At 70.1% G+C, this 17,772-nt stretch carries 17 protein-coding genes; 4 read left to right on the top strand and 13 right to left on the bottom strand.

The genetic code is table 11. The features are described 5' to 3' along the window. Both AN233_RS09260 and AN233_RS09255 read right to left on the bottom strand, forming a co-directional pair. The coding region (locus tag AN233_RS09260; protein WP_245626042.1) for a hydroxymethylglutaryl-CoA synthase at positions 1-956 on the bottom strand (956 nt) is incomplete at its 3' end. 65 nt (positions 957-1,021) lie between these two features. Then, on the bottom strand, positions 1,022-2,527 hold the full coding sequence (locus tag AN233_RS09255) for a polymer-forming cytoskeletal protein (protein ID WP_058366508.1): 1,506 nt from the start codon (positions 2,525-2,527) through the stop codon (positions 1,022-1,024). A gap of 136 nt (positions 2,528-2,663) precedes the next feature. On the opposite strand from AN233_RS09255, the gene AN233_RS09250 reads away from it, so the two are divergent. Next, positions 2,664-4,262, top strand: coding sequence for an Ig-like domain-containing protein (locus AN233_RS09250; RefSeq protein ID WP_058366507.1), 1,599 nt, complete (start codon positions 2,664-2,666; stop codon positions 4,260-4,262). Positions 4,263-4,274: 12 nt separating this feature from the next. Here the strand turns inward: AN233_RS09250 and AN233_RS09245 are convergent, their stop codons facing one another. The 3 genes from AN233_RS09245 to AN233_RS09235 form a co-directional block, all read right to left on the bottom strand. Next, on the bottom strand, positions 4,275-4,859 hold the full coding sequence (locus AN233_RS09245; RefSeq protein ID WP_058366506.1) for a DUF2150 family protein: 585 nt from the start codon (positions 4,857-4,859) through the stop codon (positions 4,275-4,277). 99 nt (positions 4,860-4,958) lie between these two features. After that, positions 4,959-5,813 carry a TatD family hydrolase gene (locus tag AN233_RS09240; protein WP_058366505.1) on the bottom strand — a complete coding sequence of 285 codons (855 nt, stop codon included), beginning with the start codon at positions 5,811-5,813 and terminating at the stop codon, positions 4,959-4,961. Positions 5,814-5,835: 22 nt separating this feature from the next. Beyond that, the gene (locus AN233_RS09235) at positions 5,836-6,423 is read right to left on the bottom strand and encodes an HIT family protein (protein ID WP_058366504.1); all 588 of its coding nucleotides are present in this window, start codon (positions 6,421-6,423) and stop codon (positions 5,836-5,838) included. Positions 6,424-6,682: 259 nt separating this feature from the next. Here AN233_RS09235 and AN233_RS09230 point away from each other — a divergent pair, with 259 nt between their 5' ends. After that, positions 6,683-6,883 (top strand): DUF7835 family putative zinc beta-ribbon protein, encoded by a 201-nt coding sequence (locus AN233_RS09230; RefSeq protein ID WP_058366503.1) that lies wholly within the window; start codon positions 6,683-6,685, stop codon positions 6,881-6,883. A gap of 50 nt (positions 6,884-6,933) precedes the next feature. Here the strand turns inward: AN233_RS09230 and map are convergent, their stop codons facing one another. From map to AN233_RS09210, 5 genes are all read right to left on the bottom strand, one after another. After that, the gene (map, locus tag AN233_RS09225) at positions 6,934-7,842 is read right to left on the bottom strand and encodes a type II methionyl aminopeptidase (protein ID WP_058366502.1); all 909 of its coding nucleotides are present in this window, start codon (positions 7,840-7,842) and stop codon (positions 6,934-6,936) included. A gap of 121 nt (positions 7,843-7,963) precedes the next feature. Beyond that, entirely contained in the window at positions 7,964-8,791 is an 828-nt protein-coding gene (speB, locus tag AN233_RS09220) for an agmatinase (RefSeq protein ID WP_058366501.1), read from the bottom strand. Between the two features lie 5 nt (positions 8,792-8,796). Further along, positions 8,797-9,174, bottom strand: coding sequence for a translation initiation factor IF-5A (locus AN233_RS09215; protein ID WP_058366500.1), 378 nt, complete (start codon positions 9,172-9,174; stop codon positions 8,797-8,799). A 141-nt stretch (positions 9,175-9,315) separates the two neighbouring features. Then, on the bottom strand, positions 9,316-9,441 hold the full coding sequence (locus AN233_RS18230) for a hypothetical protein (protein WP_281176549.1): 126 nt from the start codon (positions 9,439-9,441) through the stop codon (positions 9,316-9,318). A gap of 96 nt (positions 9,442-9,537) precedes the next feature. Beyond that, positions 9,538-11,223, bottom strand: coding sequence for a PAS domain S-box protein (locus AN233_RS09210; RefSeq protein ID WP_058366499.1), 1,686 nt, complete (start codon positions 11,221-11,223; stop codon positions 9,538-9,540). A gap of 136 nt (positions 11,224-11,359) precedes the next feature. Here AN233_RS09210 and AN233_RS09205 point away from each other — a divergent pair, with 136 nt between their 5' ends. Together AN233_RS09205 and AN233_RS09200 are read left to right on the top strand one after the other, a co-directional pair. After that, a complete protein-coding gene (locus tag AN233_RS09205; RefSeq protein WP_058366498.1) occupies positions 11,360-13,555 on the top strand; it encodes a hypothetical protein in 2,196 nt (731 codons plus the stop codon). Positions 13,556-13,865: 310 nt separating this feature from the next. Further along, a complete protein-coding gene (locus AN233_RS09200) occupies positions 13,866-14,468 on the top strand; it encodes an AAA family ATPase (protein ID WP_058366497.1) in 603 nt (200 codons plus the stop codon). A gap of 406 nt (positions 14,469-14,874) precedes the next feature. Here the strand turns inward: AN233_RS09200 and AN233_RS09195 are convergent, their stop codons facing one another. From AN233_RS09195 to AN233_RS09185, 3 genes are all read right to left on the bottom strand, one after another. Further along, a complete protein-coding gene (locus AN233_RS09195; protein WP_058366496.1) occupies positions 14,875-15,942 on the bottom strand; it encodes a deoxyhypusine synthase in 1,068 nt (355 codons plus the stop codon). Between the two features lie 74 nt (positions 15,943-16,016). Next, the gene (locus AN233_RS09190; protein WP_058366495.1) at positions 16,017-16,289 is read right to left on the bottom strand and encodes a ubiquitin-like small modifier protein 1; all 273 of its coding nucleotides are present in this window, start codon (positions 16,287-16,289) and stop codon (positions 16,017-16,019) included. A gap of 93 nt (positions 16,290-16,382) precedes the next feature. Continuing rightward, positions 16,383-17,768: a hypothetical protein gene (locus AN233_RS09185; RefSeq protein ID WP_058366513.1), complete on the bottom strand. Its 1,386-nt coding sequence runs from the start codon at positions 17,766-17,768 to the stop codon at positions 16,383-16,385. Between the last annotated feature and the right edge of the window lie 4 nt (positions 17,769-17,772).

Genomic DNA, 17,772 nt, shown 5'->3' with positions numbered 1-17,772 from the left:
GTCGGCTCGACGGTCTTCGCGTACCAAGTCTGGTACTGTTCGGTGTCCTTCAGCTCGTCCATGTGCTCGCGGATCGCCTCCTCGTAGGCCTCGCGGTCCTCGTACTCGTCCTCGCGCGGCTGGCGGCCGATCTCCTCCGCGAGCTCCTCCTCGCGCTCCGTGTCGCGGATGACGTGTCTGTACGCGAGTAGGGCCGCCTTGCGGACCATCCCCGGGAACGGCGTGTGGAACGGGGCGTACTGGAAGTCGTCCAGTTCGATATTGCCCGCGACCGACTCGTAGTCCTCCAGCGCCTCGCGCATGCGGGCGAGGTACACCTGCATCGAGCGCTTGCCGTCGACGCTGGGGAACTGCTGGTTCGGCTTCAGGAAGTCCGTCTCGTCCATCGAGCCGTACCCCTGGTCGTCCGAGAGCGCCACGAGGTCCGGGTCCTCATCGATGAGCATCGCGACCGCACCCGCGCCCTGCGTCGCCTCGCCGGGGTCCCCGCGGGCGTACAGCGCGGTGTCGGTGCAGATAACGAGCGCCGCGCGACCGCGGTTCCGCCCCGCACGGATCCAGTTGTAGGCGTCGTCGATGGCCTGCGTCCCCGCGACGCAGGCGAACTTTCGCTCGCCCTTGTTCGCGTGGCGGAAGTCGCCGTCGTACACCTGCTCCAGACAGCCCGCGATGTACGTCGAGACGGGCTTCGAGTGGTCGAACGCGGACTCGGTTGCCACGTCGATCCGACCGATCTCCGACGGCGACAGCCCCTTGCGGTCCATCAGCTGCTTTGCCGCGTTGGCACCCATCGTGACGATGTCCTCGTACACGTCCGGGAACGAGGAGTCCTGTAGGCCGAGCCCCTTCGTGTACTTCTCCGGGTCGTCGCCCTTCTCCGGCGCGAACGTGTTCGGGAGGTCGAGCTTCAGCTTCCCCGTTCGGATCTCGATGGCGTCGATGCCGACCGTGGTCATGCCTGATTCTTCACGAAGCGGGCATATGGGCTTGTCGATGAGGAGTTACGTCGCGCGTCGAAAAATCAGTAGTTCTCCTCGACGTACTCCTCACAGGACTGTCCGTTGATCGTCGCGCCCTCTTCGCACTCGATGTCGTCACCACTACCGACGAAGACCTCGCCGTGGATGGTGCCGCCCTCGTTCACCTCCACGGCACCGTCACTCGTGACATCGTCGTAGACGGCCCCATCCTCGTTCACGGTGACATCGCCTCCGGCGTCGACGGTTTCGACCGTGCCGTCCTCCTGTACCGTGACGCCCCCGTCGGCGGCGACGTTCCCGTTGATCGGTCCGGCGAGCGTGAGAGACCCGCCGGTCTCCAGGTCGCCGTTGATCGTCCCACCCTCGGCGACGGTCACGTCGCCGCCGGCGTCACCGGCGTCGTTCATCGTCCCGTCCTCGGCGACGGTGATGGTCCCACCCGCGGTCACGACGCCGTTGATCGCTCCGTCCTCCCCGAGCGTGACGTCACCGCCGGCAGTGACGTTTCCGTTGACGCTCGCTTCCCCGACGGTCACGTCCTCGTCGACGTAGAGGTCGCCGTTCCAGTTCTCGCCGCTCACGGTCTTGTCACCGGAGACGCGAACGACGAACGTCGTCGAGTCGGAGTCGTCTGCGTCGGACCGACTGAAGACGACCGTGTGCTCCGCCGAGTGGTCGTCGGCCGCCTCGACGTTCCGGATCGTGAACGTCACCGTCTCGCCGTCCCCGACCGTCTCGTCGGCGGTGAAGGTCACGCTGGCGTCGTCGTTCTTGGCGGCCACGTCGACGCGGTCGTCGTCGACGGTCGACTTCGCGTACTGAAGCTGCCGGACGTTTCCTTTGCCCTTTCCGCTCGCGTCCTGCGCCTCGCTCAGGTCAACTGTGACTGTCTCGCCGGCGGGGAGCCGCCCGTCGAGCGTGAACGAAACGGTCTGCGTCTGGCCGCCCCCACCGGAGGTCAGGTCCGAGATGGAGAGCCCCGAGAGCCCGTCCCCTCGCGGCCGCGACGGCGGCGTTTCGGTCGCGGTTTCGGTCGGCGTCTCGGTCGCAGTTTCAGTCGCAGTTTCGGTCGCAGTTTCGCTGTCCGTCGACGTGGGCGTCTCCGCCGGGGTCGCGGTGGGATCGGCCTCAGCGGCCGCCGGAACGCGGTCGGTCACGCTGAACAGGACCGCGTTGCCGGCCGTGTCGACGACCGCGACCGTGACCTCGTCGCCGGACGAGTACGGCGGTTCCGGGAGCGTCCACCGGTCGCCCGCCGAGAAAGGGGGGCTCCCGTCGAGACTCCCGTCGTCGGCGATCCGGTAGACTGTCGTTCTTTCGGGAGTCTGCAGACGGACCTCGGTGGTCTCCGGATCCAGCGGCTCACCGCCGGTGTGGTGGATCCGCACGAAATCGTCGCTCATGGTCGCGTCGAGGAGCGTCGCCCCGCTTGCTCGCTCGTCCGCGCCCGAGAACGTCGCCAGTGACGCGACCCCGATGGTCGTCGACACCACCACCACCACACCCATCAGCAACACCACGCCGATGGTCTCCGACTGCCCACGCACCGGTTACACTGGATCGGGAGAGGCGTAAGTACATTGGGGATCGTTTCAGGCTGAAGGACGCGTTCGGTCGGCACACGCTCCGCGGACCGCGCTCCGGGGAGAACTGTTTTGACGCTCGGACGGGTGAAGGGTGACAATGGATCTTCGCCTGGCCGATCGGGGACAGTCCGTGCAGGTCGGGGCGGTGATCCTGTTCGGATTCCTCATCATCGGGCTCTCGCTGTATCAGGCAACCGTGGTTCCCGAGCAGAACCGGGGCGTCGAGTTCAACGCCTACCAGGAGGCGAGCGAGGACATGATCGACCTCCAGAACGACGTGATCGCGGCCGCGGGCCGCGACGTGAGCGTCGGCACCACGGTCCGGACCGGCGTCAGCTATCCGGCCCGGGCGATATTCGTCAATCCCGGTCCGCCCGACAACAGGGTGACCGCGACAGCGGAACGGAACGTCACGCTGGAGAACGTGACCGCGGTCGACGGCGAGGCGACGAACACGCGGACGTTCGTCACCACGGCGCTCTCGGGTGCGAACTACTCGACCCGAGACGTCGCGTTCCGGCCGGACTACAACGTGTTCGGCGGCCAGCCGGTCGTCGTCACCGGCCAGCAGGCGTACAGACACAGCGACGGTCGCCAGATCCCGTTGACGGGACAGTCGCTGCTGCAGGGCGACCGACTCACGCTCACGTTTGTGGAGGGTGACGTCTCGGCCGGCGGCGACGCGGTCGCGCTGACGACCGACCCCGTGAGCGCGACCGAGCGGACGGTGACGATTACGGGCGAGAACGACGACCCGATCAGGCTCCGGCTCGACGCGCCGCCGGGGATCTCCGCCTCCGAGTGGGTGAACCGGACGGGCCAGTCGCTGCTCGCGAACCCCCGCGTCGACGACGTGAGCGCGACCGCGGGCGGCCGCGTCGAGGTGACGCTGAACGGCACCCGGACCTACGAGCTCCGCATGGCGCAACTGGAGGTCCGCGAGCGCAACGACGCGAGCGCGGTCGGCGAGACGAGTCCCGTTTACATCGTCGACGTTGAGGGGGACGGAACGATCGCGCGGACGAACGCGACCCAGAAGCTCACAGTTGAACTCCGAGATCAGTACAACAATCCCGTGAGCGGCGACGTCGAGTTCACCACCAGCGACGGGACCCTGACCCGTACGACCGTCACGGCCGGTGAGGATGGACGCGCGTCGGTGGGCTTCACGCCTGATGAACCGGGAGATGTGGAAGTGACGGCGAACGCGACCGCCGTGAACGAGCCGTACGGAACTTTCACGTTCCAAATGTCCGCTGAGCGCGGTTCACAAGATACGCGGGGCGGGTCGAACACCGGCGATCAGATCAATCCCAGCCGAGAGAACAGCATCGTTCTCGGAAGTGCTAACATCACTGATGGAGGGGACTTCGTCAATATCACGTTAGAGAATCTGGACAATGAGGCACAGAACATCACAGCGATGCGGTACAATTTCTACTACGTGAACCGGCAAAGTCAGGGGAAGTCGAGGGATCCACCACCGCAGTTAGTGTACGATGGCAAGACGATGCAGATCCGAGGTGCCTACAACCAGAACGTTCGAGTCGAGTTCGGTGGCAACCAGCAACGCACCCTCAGACTCGACTTCCAAAACGGTGATAACGTACAAGAGGGCGACTTCTTCGTCATCTCCGTGATCATTGACGACGGGCGCGACACTGCGACCTACTTCATCGCACCGCAGGAACCGTAACCCCGCCCGTCCTCAGCCCTCTTCTTCGACGACTTCCGGATCCTCGAGCGCGGACTGGAGCGAGTCGAGCCCGTTGACCCACTCGGAGACGAGCCCGTACTCGAACTCCTCCAGCAGGTCCACGTCCAGCGCGTCGCCGTCGATGACGCGCGTGCCGGCCTGCACGACGTAGCCGAGCGCGGCGTCGAGGTCCTCGTCGGCCTCCGCGCCGGCCGCGGCGCGGACGAACTCGTCGACCTCGCCCTCGGTGGCGCCGGCGACGATGTACTCCTCGGCCGCGTAGAAGACGGGGACGAGCGAGGTCTGGACGCCGTCGATCAGCATCAGCTTGTCCTCGTCGTCGAAGTCGACCTCCGAGAGCACGATGTCGCGGACGTCGCCGAGTTCCTCGACCGCGCGGTCCTCGTCGACCCGCCCCTCCTCGTAGGCCGCGAGGATCTTCGCGACCGCGATTGCGGCGTCGTCCTGCAGGTTCAACAGGAGCCGTGCGGAGTCCTCGTTCTCGGGATCGAGGTCCTCCTCTTCGACGCGGTCGAGCCAGTTCTGCCAGCGTTCGGCGGAGTAGAAGGTCTCTATGCCCTCCTCGTCGTCAGTCATGTCCCGAACGTCGCCCGCACCACTCAAAGGCCTTTCCGATCCCTCGGCTCCGCGTCCCGGCGTGACACGGACTGCTCGAAACGGCGGCTGTGAGAAGATTCAGCGGTCCAGCGTCGCCTCGGTGTCGATCCCGTACACCTCGTGGGGCGTCTCGACGTGCGCGGTCCGCATGGCCGCCTCGTACCCCTCTTCCAGGAGCCAGCGCGTCCGGCGCGGGACCGTCTTCGGACCGAGCACCATCCCCGGCTTGTCGGGGTCGTCCACGAAGTCCGTCTCCATCAGGAACGGCTCGCCGGCCTCGGCCGCGGTCAGGAGGCGGTCCTTCTCGCTCATCACGCTCGGCGTCGGGCCGCGGAGCCGCCCGGACGCGTAGTGCTTGACGACCTTCCGTGCCGGGAGGCCGCGCGCCTCGGCCCACTCGGCCAGTTCCGTGAGGTCCTCGCTGGCCTCGGTGTGGAGCTGGACCGCGCAGTCGCGTTCCGCGCCGAGTTCGAAGGCGTGCTTCGTGACGGCGTTGGAGGCCCCCCAGACCGCGTCGCTCACGTCGTAGTGCGGCCGACCGGACTTGAGCGCGAGCGCGCGCCCGTCCGCGACGAACTCCGCGGCCACCTCCAGCCCGCCGCGCATCAGGTCGCGCGCTTCCTCGGGCGAGAAGCCGCGCTCGTCGACGAGCCGGCTGATGAGCCCGGGGTGGACACCGAGCACCGGCCACGCGCGGCCGGGCAGGGCCTCGGTGGCGTCCGCGACCGCGTCCAGGGTTTCCTCGAAAACCGCCCGGAAATCCTCGGGCTCGACGGCCTCGACGCCGAGGTGCCAGGAGGGCTTGTTGACCACGAGCAGGTGGGTACCGCCGACGCGCGCGAAGTCCTTCACGGCCTCGACGCCGCGGGCGTGCCGCGGGTCGAGGTGGAGGTGGTTGTCCAGCACCGGCATGCCGAGGTCGCCGTCGCTCATGGACGGGCGTTCGGGCGGCCGCCTAAAAGGAGACGCGGACCGCGTCGGTCGGGTCGCTCGCTCCCTCGTCCGCGCCGTCCGCGCTCCCGCTCGCTCCCTCGCTCCCGTCAATCGCACAGTCCAGCCCCGCGAAGGCCTCGTGCAGGTGCTCCCACGTCCGGTCGACCGCCTCGACGATCACCTTCGTGTCGCTCACGATCGGCATGAAGTTCGTGTCGCCGGTCCACCGCGGGACGACGTGCGTGTGCAGGTGGTCGTCGATGGAGCCGCCGGCCGCGCCCCCGCCGAGGTTCATCCCCGTATTGACGCCGTGGGGGTCCATCGCGGCCTCCATCGCCTCGATGGTCGCCGCCTTCAGCTGCCCGTGTTCGAGCATGGCGGCGTCCGAGAGGTCGCCCCACGCGCCGAGGTGGTCGTAGGGAATCACCATCGCGTGGCCGGGGTTGTACGGCGCGTTGTTCAGGAGGAGGAAGTTGTGGTCGCCGCGCGCGACGATCCGGGAGTCGCGGTCGGCGTCGCGGTCGGGCAGGACACAGAAGGGACAGCCGTCGATCGGGTCCGTCTCCCGCTCGACCCACTCGATGCGCCACGGCGCGTAAAGCTGCTCCATGGCGACAGGGGGAGGGGACGCGCCTTCAACCTTCTCGGTCCGGACGGCCCCCGGCCCGAGCCCCGACGCGCGGTCCCCCGACCGCGTCCGAAAGCTAAGCCGGTTTCGAATGCGTGGTAGACCGACCACCACACCGCGTCGCGTCGACGGAACCCTAGAGAGCGGACCGCTCGCACCGAAATCGGCCACAGGAGTTATCGATTCGTTTCAGATCCCGGACGCGAGTCTTTATCCTCGGCTCCCGAGTAGTGGCGTCCGCATGGCGACACAACCCTCCGACCCGGATGTCGTTCGCGAGGTGTGTCCGGAGTGCGACCGCGAGACGGTCCACGACGTGAGCGTCGAGATCCGCACGGAAAGCGAGAAGGACGAGAACGCGCAGTTCTCGCGCGAGCCGTACCGGATCGTGACCTGTACGGAGTGTGACACCGAGACCGCGACGCGGATGAACAACGCCTGATCACCCTTTTGTGAACCGCTCGCGGACCGCGTCGGCCGCGGTCGGCGGGGTTAGTCGAAGGAGTGGATGCCCGCGGTCGTGACCTCGATACCGTCCTCGGTCACGAGCAGCGTGTGTTCCGCCTGACTGACGAGCTGTCCCGCCTCCTCTTTCAGCACCGGATACCCCTTGACCACGTTCTTCTGTTTCAGGCGCTTGAGCGCCATCTCGGTGCCCGTACCCTCCAGCCACCGCGCGGCGAACGGGAGGTCGTCGAACGCCTCAATCTGCTCTAACGCCTTTCGAGCGCGCCGGTCGCGGACGCTCCGGTCGCTCACCTGCTCGTAGATCTCCTCGGTCGTTCCCTCGCCGACCTTCCCGCGGCCGTCCGTCGCGAACGGCTCGATGGCGACCGCCTGTCCCGGCTCGAGCTCCACGGAACGGTCGACGCCGCGGTTCGGGACGTTCGGCCCCGTGTGGGCGTCGTACTTCTGGACGCCGTGCCCGGAGAGGTTGAGGACGGGCGTGTAGCCGTAGCCGCGGATCACGTCTTCGATGGCCGCGCCGATCTCGCCGACCGGCACGCCGGGACCGGCCTCCTCGAGCGCCGCCTCCAGCGCCATCTCCGAGGCCTCCACGAGATCGTCGGTGCCCGAGAGGTCGACGGTGACCGCCGCGTCCGCGATGTAGCCGTCGACGTGGACGCCGACGTCCAGACAGACCATGTCGTCGTCGCCGAACTCGGTGTTGTCGTCTCGTCCCGGCGTCGCGTGTGACGCCTCCTCGTCGACGCTGATGTTCACCGGAAACGCCAGCCCGGCGCCCTCCTCGCGGACGTGGTCCTCGGCCCACTCCGCGACCTCGAGGTGGGTGACGCCCGGTTCCACCATCTCCCGGGCCTCGTTCATCGTCTCCACGAGGACCGCGCCGGCCTCCCGATAGCTCTCGACCGCGTCGTCGTCGAGGGGTCCGTGACTCATGGCTCGCGGTTGGCGGAGAGTCGGGAAAGAGGTTGCGGGACCGGCCGACTGACGCGGTCCCGCCGGCCGCGGTTCGGGTGCGGCTCCGGCGGCGATCTGCTCGCCCGCCGCGACGTGGGCGCTACCGGTCCGCTGCGGCGTGGGCGTGGACGAACTCCCGCAGGAGCTTCCCGCCGAGCGCCGCCGCCTGCCCGTCGTCGCGGTCGTTCACCTCGACGACGTCGAACCCCGCGGCGGCGGGCGCGACCGCCCGCACCGCGTCGCGCATCTCGCGGGGGGAGAGCCCGAACGGCTCCATCGTCCCCGTGCCGGGGGCGAAGCCCGGGTCGGCCCCGTCGATGTCGACGGAGAGGTAGACGGACTCGCCGGCGAACGCGTCGGGGCCGAGGCCGTCGACCCACGCGCGGGCGTCATCGGGCGCGACGACCTCCACGTCCGGCTCGTCGGCGCGGTCCCACTCCTCGGGCGACCCGGTGCGCGCGCCGACGACGGTGACTCGGTCGACGCCGAGGTCGTCGAGCGCGCGGCGCGTGACGCAGGCGTGGTTCAGCGGGTTGCCGTCGTAGGCGTCCCGCAGGTCGAGATGTGCGTCGAGCACGACGAGCGCGTCCGGTTCGACGGCGTCGACGCCCGCGTGGGTGACGGTGTGCTCGCCGCCGAGCGCGAGCGGGACCGCGTCGTCGATGACGGCTGCGCGGAGCTCGCCGGCGAGGTGGTCGAGATAGCTCTCCACGTCGTCCCACGGCGCCACGTCGCCGGCGTCGTGGACGCCGAGCGCGGAGAAGCGGCTGTCGGTGCGGCGGTCGTAGTCGTCGAAGGTCTCTGAAAAACGCCGGATCCGGTCCGGTCCGAACCGGGTGCCCGGCTGAAACGTGGTCGTCGCGTCGAGGGGCGCGCCGACGACCACGTAGGAAGCAGCTTCGCGGTCGGCGGTCGCGCCGGGGAACATTGCGACTACCCGACGACTTTCCGCTGGCCCTCGTACTCGAGGTACTCGATGTTGTCGTCGGAGGTGAAGTCCTCGTCCTCCGGGATGCGCATCGTGAACGTCTCGTAGGTGTCGAGGTCCATGACCTGCGCGTCGTCGCCGGAGACGGAGACGACCTGGCCCTGCTTCCGCTCGATTATCGGGACCCACACCTTCGCGTCGACCGGTTGCGAGAGCGAGCGCTTCTTGTCGTCGAAGACGCCCTTCCCCTCGATGCGAGCCTTCGCGCTGCCGTGCTTGCCCGGCTTCGCGGTGCTGTAGTGGTTGATCTTGCAGGGCGAGCTGTCCATCATGACGTAGCTCCCCTCCTGGAGTTCGCGAACCTGCTTCTGCTCTCGCGGCATACACACCGATTCCCGTCGGCCGGGTATAAACGGTTTGGAACGCGCCGGACGCCGCGGATCCCCGGCTCTTCGCGTCAGTCTGGCGGCGTGGCGACCGCGCCGACACGTCCGCTCACAGCGCGGTCGCGACCCCGGGGCGGGTCACAGGACCGACCGAACGAGGAGGAAGAGGAACCCGAACGCGAACAGCCCGAGCAAGGCGATCGTCGCGACGACCACGGCCGGGGCGAGCTTCTCCTCGTCCTCGTCGAGGATGTACGCTTCCATGGGCGGAGTTGCGCGTCCCCCGGCTTACCGCTTTCGGGCGCGGTCGGCGTCGAACGTCGTCGGCTTCGGACCGCCGACCGGCCGAGGTGGGGGGGTCTACGCGTCGTCAACCGGCGTCACGAACGCGAGGACGCTCCGCGGGTCGCCGTCGTCCCCGACGACGGTCTGCACGTGCCACTCGAAGCGGCACACCGTCCCGTCCGCGGTCACGCTCCGTCGGACGAACGAGGTCGGCTCGTCGCGCGGGACGCGGTCGGTCCACGAGGCCGTCACCTCCGCCTCGTCCGCGTCGGGGACGAGCGCGCCGACGTGTCGGCCGACCGCCTCGTCGGCGTCGTAGCCGAACAGCGTCGACGCGCGGTCGTTCCAGCGCCGGATCTCGAGGTCGGGCGACAGCTCCAGGACCGCCGTCGGCGACTGCTCGAACAGCGCCCTCGCGTTCCGTGTCTTCCGTCGGAGTTCGGTCTCGCGACGGCGCCGCGTGCGGTTCGTGAGTGCCAGCACGAACTGGTCTGCCAGTTCGCCCGCGAACCGGCGCTCGTCCTCGGTCCACTCGCGGTAGTCGCCGACGGTCTCCGCACACAGCACGCCGACGACCTCGCCGCCGCGGCGCACCGTCGCGTCGAGCATCGACTCGATGCCCTCGGGTTCGAGGTACGACTCCGTCAGCCCGGCCGTCCGCGGGTCCGCCGCCGCGTCCGCCGCGGCGATGGACCGGTGAGTCACCAGCGCCTCGAAGTAGTTCGGATACGCCTCGGCCGACAGCGTCATACCGGACCCGTGAGCGTCGTCGTCCCGCTCGTACAGGTCCAGACACGTCATCGTCTCGCGGTCGTCGTCGAACAGCCACACGGACGAACGGCCGGCCTCGAGCACCTCGGTCATCGTCTCGTCGATAAACGCCGCCGCCTCGTCCACGCGCCCCTCCACGACCGCCTCGTGCGTCGAGAGGTCCACGACCGCCTCCCGCTGGCGGCGCCGCCGGTCCCGCTTGCGGTACGTCTCCGTCACGTCCCGGAAGATCAGAACGACGCCGACGACCTCGTCCTCGTCGGTGATCGGCGAGGCGCTGTCCGCGATAACCCGCTCCTCGCCGTCGCGCGCTCGGAGGACCGTCCCGTTCGCGAGCCCCACGGTCCGGCCGTGCTCGAGCACCTCCTCGACCGGGCTCTCCATCGGCTCGCCGGTCTCCTGACTGGCGATGTCGAACACCTCCGGGAGCGGGCGCCCGACGGCGTCCTCGCGGTCCCAGCCGGTCAGGTCCTCGGCGACGCCGTTCATGCGCTCGATCGCTCCGGTCTCGTCGGTGGCGATCACCGCGTCGCCGATGGACTCCAGCGTGATCCGCAGGTTCTGCTCGCGGCGCTCCAGCGCGGTCCGCGTCCGGTGGTGTTCGACTTCCTGTTCGATCGCCTGCACCAGCACCCCGTACTGGGCCGTCGGGTCACCCCCCTTCTGGAGGTAGCGGTCGGCGCCGAGGTTCAGCGCCTCGACGGCCACTTCCTCGCGGCCACGCCCGGTGAAGACGATGAACGGCACGTCCGAGTCGCGCTCCTCCCGCAGCGTGCGAAGGAGTTCGAGTCCGTCCATCTCGGGCATCTGGTAGTCCGAGACGACGGCGTCGAAGGAGCGCTCGTCGAGCAAGTCCAGCGCCGCCCTGGCGCCCTGTGCGGTCGTGACCGCGAGCGCGTCGTTCTCGGACTCCAGAAACTGCTCCGTCAAGTCGAGCAGCGCCGGGTCGTCGTCGACGTAGAGGACGGATATGGAGGGGTCGGGAGCCATGATGCGCGGAACCGGGTTCGCCTCCGCGTTTTCCCTCGGGGGTCAAAAGCTTGCGTATGACGACACGGCCGTCGTGCGTCCCAGCGCTCGGGGGAACAGGGATATAGCTGCCAGTCCTTGGTAACAATGAACGCACGTGACTGAATCGGACGAACCGGACGCCGACCGCCCCGACGAGCGCCGCCGGCGCCTCCTCGCGTACGCCGGACTGGCGGCGCTCGGCGGCGTCGGGGTCGCGGGGGCGTGGACCGCCTCGCGGGGTAACGAGCCGCCGGATGCGGCAACGACGCCCGACGGAACGGCGACTCCCGAGACCGGTCCCGAGACGGACGCGGACCCGAACGCGGACGTTCCCGAGCGCGTCCGCCGGTACGCGCCGGACCTCTACTTCGGGGCGCTCGAGAAGTGGTTCCCGACGGACCCGCGTCCGTACGTCGTCGAGACGAACGGAAGGCGCGAAGTGGACGGCTTCGCGGCGCTCGACGGGTACAGTGCCGCGTTCGCGGAGAGCGGCTCCCCGCCGGCACCGGTCGCGTTCTACAACGTCGTCGAGGCGGCGCCCGGCGTCGACGCGATTCAGTACTGGTTCTACTCGGCGTTCGACCAGTTCACGGTGAACTTCCACTGGCACGACTGGGAACTCCTGCAGGTGTTTCTCGACCGGGAGACGGGTGCCCCGTTGCTGGTGTCCGCGAGCGCGCACGCGAGGGGGACCCCGAACAACGAGTTTCTGGACCCGGACGTCAGCGACGGCCGACGACTCGGCGTCCTCTCGGAGGTTGGCTCCCACTCCAGCGCCAGCGAGGTGAACCACGTGGTTCCGAGCTTCGAGCGCCTCCCAACCGACGACTGGGTCTCTGACGTGACCAACGACGCGATCGAGGTGACGGAGGGGATCGGCGCCCCGTTCGCCTACGGCCTCCCGCGCGGCGAGGGGGCGCGACTCCCCTTCGTGATGCCCGAGTTGGACGGCCACCGGCTCGACGAGCATCCCGATCTGGACGTCGAGCGGAGCGACTTCGTCGACGAGCGCGTCACGGTCGGCGACTGGCGCGGGCTGCCGCGACCGCCCGCGGAGATCCTCCTTCGCGGGCCGGGGCTCGTGCTCGCCCCGCCGGACAGCCCGACGGACGCGGACGCGACCTACGCGCTGGAGCCGCTCGACGCCGTCCGCGAGGAGGTGGACGGCTTCGTCGGCCCGCAGTTGAGCTTCGAATTCGCGGTTCCGGGATTCGTGGAGGACCGGCTCGCGAGCCACATCACCTCGGTCGGCATCCCGTGGGAGCAGGAGCGGTACGCGGATCCCCTCGCGGACGTGACGGACCCCGCGCACCGCCGACGGATCGACGGTGCCGAGCCAGCGGGGCTGCGGAACCGCGTGGTCGGTCGCGTCCGGCAGCTCCGAGCGGGCGCGGAGGGGGCGCTCGACGGCACGCTCGGCAGCGGGTCGGACGCGCTCGGGGACGCCGCGACCGTCTCCCTGTTCGCGCTCCCGGTGGAAGCCGCCGTCCGCCTCGCGAGCGAAGATCCGGAGGCGGCGGTCACCCGCGGCGGCGTCTTCGGCTCCCTGCACGTGGAGCCGGGCGATCACCTGCTGACGGTCAACGCGCCCGGAATCGCCCCGCTCGCGCAGGGGTTCGTCCACGAGGGCGGCACGGTCCGCGCCGGCGCGGACGGCGACCTGACGGTCGTGGCCAACGAGGACGCCGGCTGGATCCGCGGCGACGGCCGCGACGCGAGCGGGATCGAGACGGTCCGGGTCGTCGAGGACTACGCCGGCGTCGTCTACGAGGGCCGGCCGACGGAGCCGGACCGCTTCGCCGTCGCGGTCCACCGCGAGGGGCGCTACACGGTCGAGGTGGTCGACGCCGACGGCCGCCCCGGCGCGTACCGCGTCACGCCGGGGACCTTCGGCGACGGCACCGAGGCGGTCCGCGAGCGCGTCGAAACCGGGAAGGGGCCCCTCGCGGCCACCCTCCGCGAGGAGGTCGCCGCGGTGCGCGACCTCGCCAGAGAACTCGCGGCGGGGGACGACAGCGGAGACGGCGAGGACGACGACGCGGACCGCGAGACGACGCGCGAGAACACGGTTCTGAACCGCCTCTCTCGGGCCGCCGAGGAGGCGACCGCAGCCGCGGACGCCGCCGCGGAGGGGGACGCCGCGACCGCGGACGAGCGCCTCGCGACCGTCCGCGGCCTGCTCGAGGAGGCACGCGAGGCGCTCTGGAGCGACCAGCAGGAGATCTACGACACCGACGAGATCATGGCGCTCGAACCGCGCCTGCTGACGGTGCTGGAGCGGGTCGAGACGGCGCTGGAGACGGGAATCTGAGGCAGGTACGCGGGATGCGTAGCCGTGAAAGGTCGGCCTCGGCACTCATAGGGCTCGTCATCGCCGGTGCCGAGGCGGCTCGGAGCGGTGCGTCGTCATCGGCCGCGCGGTCGTACGCCCGCGGTCGGGTTAAGTCCGCGGCTCCGTGGGCGGGCCGGGCTGTCGTCGCCCGCCCCACCGAGCTATCCCCGGTCCGTGTCACCGCGTCGCGAGCGGCCGCGGGAGGGGAACCTTCATTTACGCTACGCCAGTGATCGCTTCCGAATGAGTACCGCGCCGGGGCGAGGGCGAATCCGGGGGAGCGAGTCGGATGGCTGAGAGCGGGCGACCGCGGTCGGGGGTCGCGGGGGACGAGGCGGACGCCGACTCCGACGAAGCCGTCGCGGCGGATCCCGACGCGACCGCGGCCGCCGTCACCGACGACGGGCCGGCGCTGGTCGTCGTCTGCGGCCTGCCGGGCGTCGGCAAGACGACCGTCGCGCGCCGCGTCGCCGAGCACGTCGACGGCGAGGTCCTGCGCACGGACGCGATCCGGAAGCAGCTGTTCCCGGACCCGGACTACACCGACGCGGAGACGGAGCGGGTGTACGGCGAACTGATCGACCGCGCCGCGGAGGCGGTCGCGGACGGCGGGAGCATCGTCCTCGACGCCACGTTCGCGCAGGCCCGCTTCCGCGAGGACGTGCGCGCGGCCGCCGCCGAGCACGGGGCCCCCTTCCGGCTCGTCAAGGTCGAGTGCGAGGAGTCCGTCGTCGAGGATCGAATCGCGGCCCGGGACGGCCTCTCGGACGCCGACTTCGAGATCCACCAGCTGTTCCGCGAGGAGTACGACCCCCTCGAGCGCGAACACGCCGTCGTGGACAACTCCGGCGCCGAGGCGACGACTCGCGATCGCGTCGACGACCTCTTCTGACTGCGACGCGGCGACGCTCGTTCTTCAGAAAAGCACCGCAAGCGGCGCGTCAGCGCACGACGCCGTTGGCGTCGTCCACCAGGTTGCGGAGCCGCCGCGTGTCGCCCGCGTCGAACGTCGCCGGGGCGCGCGCCACGGCCTCCGCACCGGTCGTCGGGCGGTCGCCGCTCGGTGTCTCGCTCTCGGCCGGGGTGTTCGAACCGGGTGGCGCGGTCTCGTCGCGCCATCGGGCGTCCGTCGACCGCGTGGCAGTGGGTCCGTTCGGTCCGTCCGATTCCGTCGCCGCCCGACTACTCGTGTACTACGGGTGCCATCACGCTACCCTGCGTCCTCGTTAATCATAAACGTTCGTGAAGAATCTGGACTTGCCGGTCGCCCATGGACACGGAACGCCGGCGGAGCGGGACTACTCGATCCGCTCGCGGGCGGCCGCGACCAGCAGCGGGAGCATCACGGTCGCGTCGCCGTGGACGGAGGCGTTGCGTGCGTCCCGCTCCAGTTTCCCCCACGAGCGCGCTTCCTCCAGACTCGCGCCGGAGAGGCCGCCGGTCGCCTCGGGGTCCATCGTGATCTGGACGGCGTAGTCGTACGCGCGGGGCGTGACGAGCATCGTCTGGAGGGTGAAGTTCTTCGGGACCCCCCCGCCGACCAGCAGGCAGCCGGCGTCGTCGGCGTCGAACGCCAGGTCCGTCAGCGCGGTCATGTCCGCGAGCGCGTCCAGCGTGAGGTCGCCGGTCTGTGCGTACATCCACGCCTGTAGGCCCAGCACCGAGTCCTGAACGGCTGGGCAGTAGATCGGTACGTCGTTCTCGTAGGCCGCCGCGGCGACGCCCGGCGCCTCGGCCACGCCCTCGCGCTCGTTGACCTCGGCGTTCGCGCGCCCGAGTTCCCGACAGAGGCGCTCGATGGAGACGGTCCCCTCCGCCTCCAGCGGCGGGAACACCTCCTCGCGGAGGTGCGACTCGAACAGCGCGAAGTGCTCCTGCGGCAGGTAGACGTTGTAGATGCGGTCGACCTCCTCGTCGCGGAGCGTCTCGTCGTGCTCGCGGGCGGACTTCTCGGGATCTCCCTCGCGGCCGTGGTGGTGCTTCCCGCCGATGGCCTCGATGGAGTCGTGCGTGAGGTTCGCGCCCGTCGTCACCAGCGCGTCGACGTAGCCGTCGCGGATCAGGTCGGCGACGACCGCGCGCATCCCGGTCGGGACCATCGCGCCCGCCAGCGACAGGAAGACGGTGCAGTCCTCGTTGCCCAGCATCTCCGCGAGCACGTCGCCCGCCTCGTGGACCGACTCCGCGCCGATGCCGGCGTGGCCGTACTGCTCGACCAGTTCCGAGACGGTCATTCCTCCCGCTACGCGCGTGTGTCCGAGCGGGTCCTCGGAGAACTCCTCGCGGTGGGGTGGGTGGTGGCCCGCGTGTTCCTCCTCGCGGCCGTGAGCCTCCTCGCCGTCCTCGTGACCCTCGTCGTCGCTCATGCGTCACCGTCCGCGACGGGCGCGTTTGAAAAGTCCGGTTACGCGCGGCGGCCGATCGGCTGCTCGCTGTGGCGTCAGCCGCCGCTGACCGGCGGGAAAAGCGCCAGCTCGTCCCCGTCATCCAACTCGGTCGCCAACCCGCCCTCGTGGGCGACGTTCGAGCCGTTCACGAGGACGTTGATGTGGTCCGCGAGTTCGTCCCCCTCCATGATCCGGTCGCGCAGGTCGGGGTGTTCGGCCAGCAGGGCGTCGAGCGCGTCCCCGACCGTATCGCCCGGTTCGGCGTCGACGGTCACCGTGCGTCCGCCGGCGATCTCCGAGAGGTCGGCGAACAGTTTCCACTCCATACCGGACAGCCCACCGCCGCGCGTAAGAGGATTGCGTCCGTCCCGGCTCCGTGCCGGTAGGGCGGACCGGGTCGTGCCGGCCGCCGACCGGCGTCACTCGCCGTCGTCAACGCCGTCGGTGGGTCGATTCGTTCTCGTTTCGGTGGCCTCATCGGTTGCCGCCGCGTCGTCATCCGCGTCGGCCTCGTCCGCGTCGTCGGACCCGGTGACGCCGTCGGCGTCGCTCTCGCCGTCCTCGGTGTCCGCGGCGAGCGCCTCGAACCGACGGAGCTCGTCCGGCCGACCGACGAGATAGGCCGTATCGCCCGCGGCGAAGGCGTAGGCGCGCGGCGGGATGGCCTGCACGCTCCCCCCGGCCGGGCGGACCGCGGCGACGACCGCGGAGACGTCCGCGACGGTGGTCCCGACGAGGGGACTCCCGGACTCGAGGACGACCGCGCTCATCGTCTCGTCGGCTCCCCGCAGGACGGTCGCGAACTCGCGGTCGGCCCGCGGCTCCGCGGGCAGCGTGGCCAGCCGGTAGTTCGTCCGGTCGTCGAGCGCGGACGCGTCCGCCTCGTCAAGCGCCAACGTCGCCACGTCGCCGACGGTCGCGCGGAGCTCCGCGTTGGCGACGCGCGTCGGGCGCGGTGCCGCCTCTCCGGACTCCCCCGTCCCCCCCGCACCTGCCGCCTCCGCTTCGTCCGCCGCGCCTCCCGGCTTCCAAACCTGCACCACGTCACCTGGTGTCGCCGCGTTGGCGGGGTCGGCGGTCACCGCGACCGCGGCCGTGCCGGGTGCGAGCGTCGGGCCGATGCCGGCGGCCCGCGAGCCGAGCGCGAGGAACTCCACCTCGCCGTCGGCGGTCACGTCGACGTCGACGTAGCCGACGCCGTAGTCCTCCTTGATCCGGGTCACGAGCCGGTCGCGGAGCTCCTCGACGGTGAGCCGGCGCGGGAACAGCAGCGTCTTCTCGGCCATCTCCGTCTTCGTCTCGGGGTCGACCGGCTCGTAGGCGTCCATGTCGCCGATGTCGTCGACCGCGGGGAGCGTCACCGGTGTCACGCGGCCGATAGTCCGGACCACGTCGCTCACCTCCCCCTCGAGCCGCTTCCCGCCGGCGACCGCGAAGAAGTTCGTCGCGAGCCCGTCGCCGATGTGGAGTCCGACGGGCGCCGCGGCGGCCGCGACGCCGATGGCGACGACGTTGAAGAACACCGCGTCGAGCCGGAGGAGTTCGTACTCGGTGCCGCCGATGACCGCCCCGAGCGACGCCGTGTTGAGGTAGAGCGCGACGACCGCGACGCCGACCAGCGCGGCGATGCCCTCCCCCACGCGTTCGCGGAAGTACCACCGGTACGCGACGGCGGCGCTCCCCGCTGCGACCGCGGCCACGACCGCGAACGTGACCAACGTCGCCGCCGCCCGCATCGGCTCGTTGAAGGTGGCGCCGCCGGAGGCCTGCAGTACCGCTCCGCTCCCGTCGGCGGTGACGCCCATCACG

This window comes from Haloparvum sedimenti (assembly GCF_001462205.1).
Taxonomy (GTDB): Archaea; Halobacteriota; Halobacteria; order Halobacteriales; family Haloferacaceae; genus Haloparvum; species Haloparvum sedimenti.
This window is presented reverse-complemented; position numbering and strand designations above follow the sequence as displayed.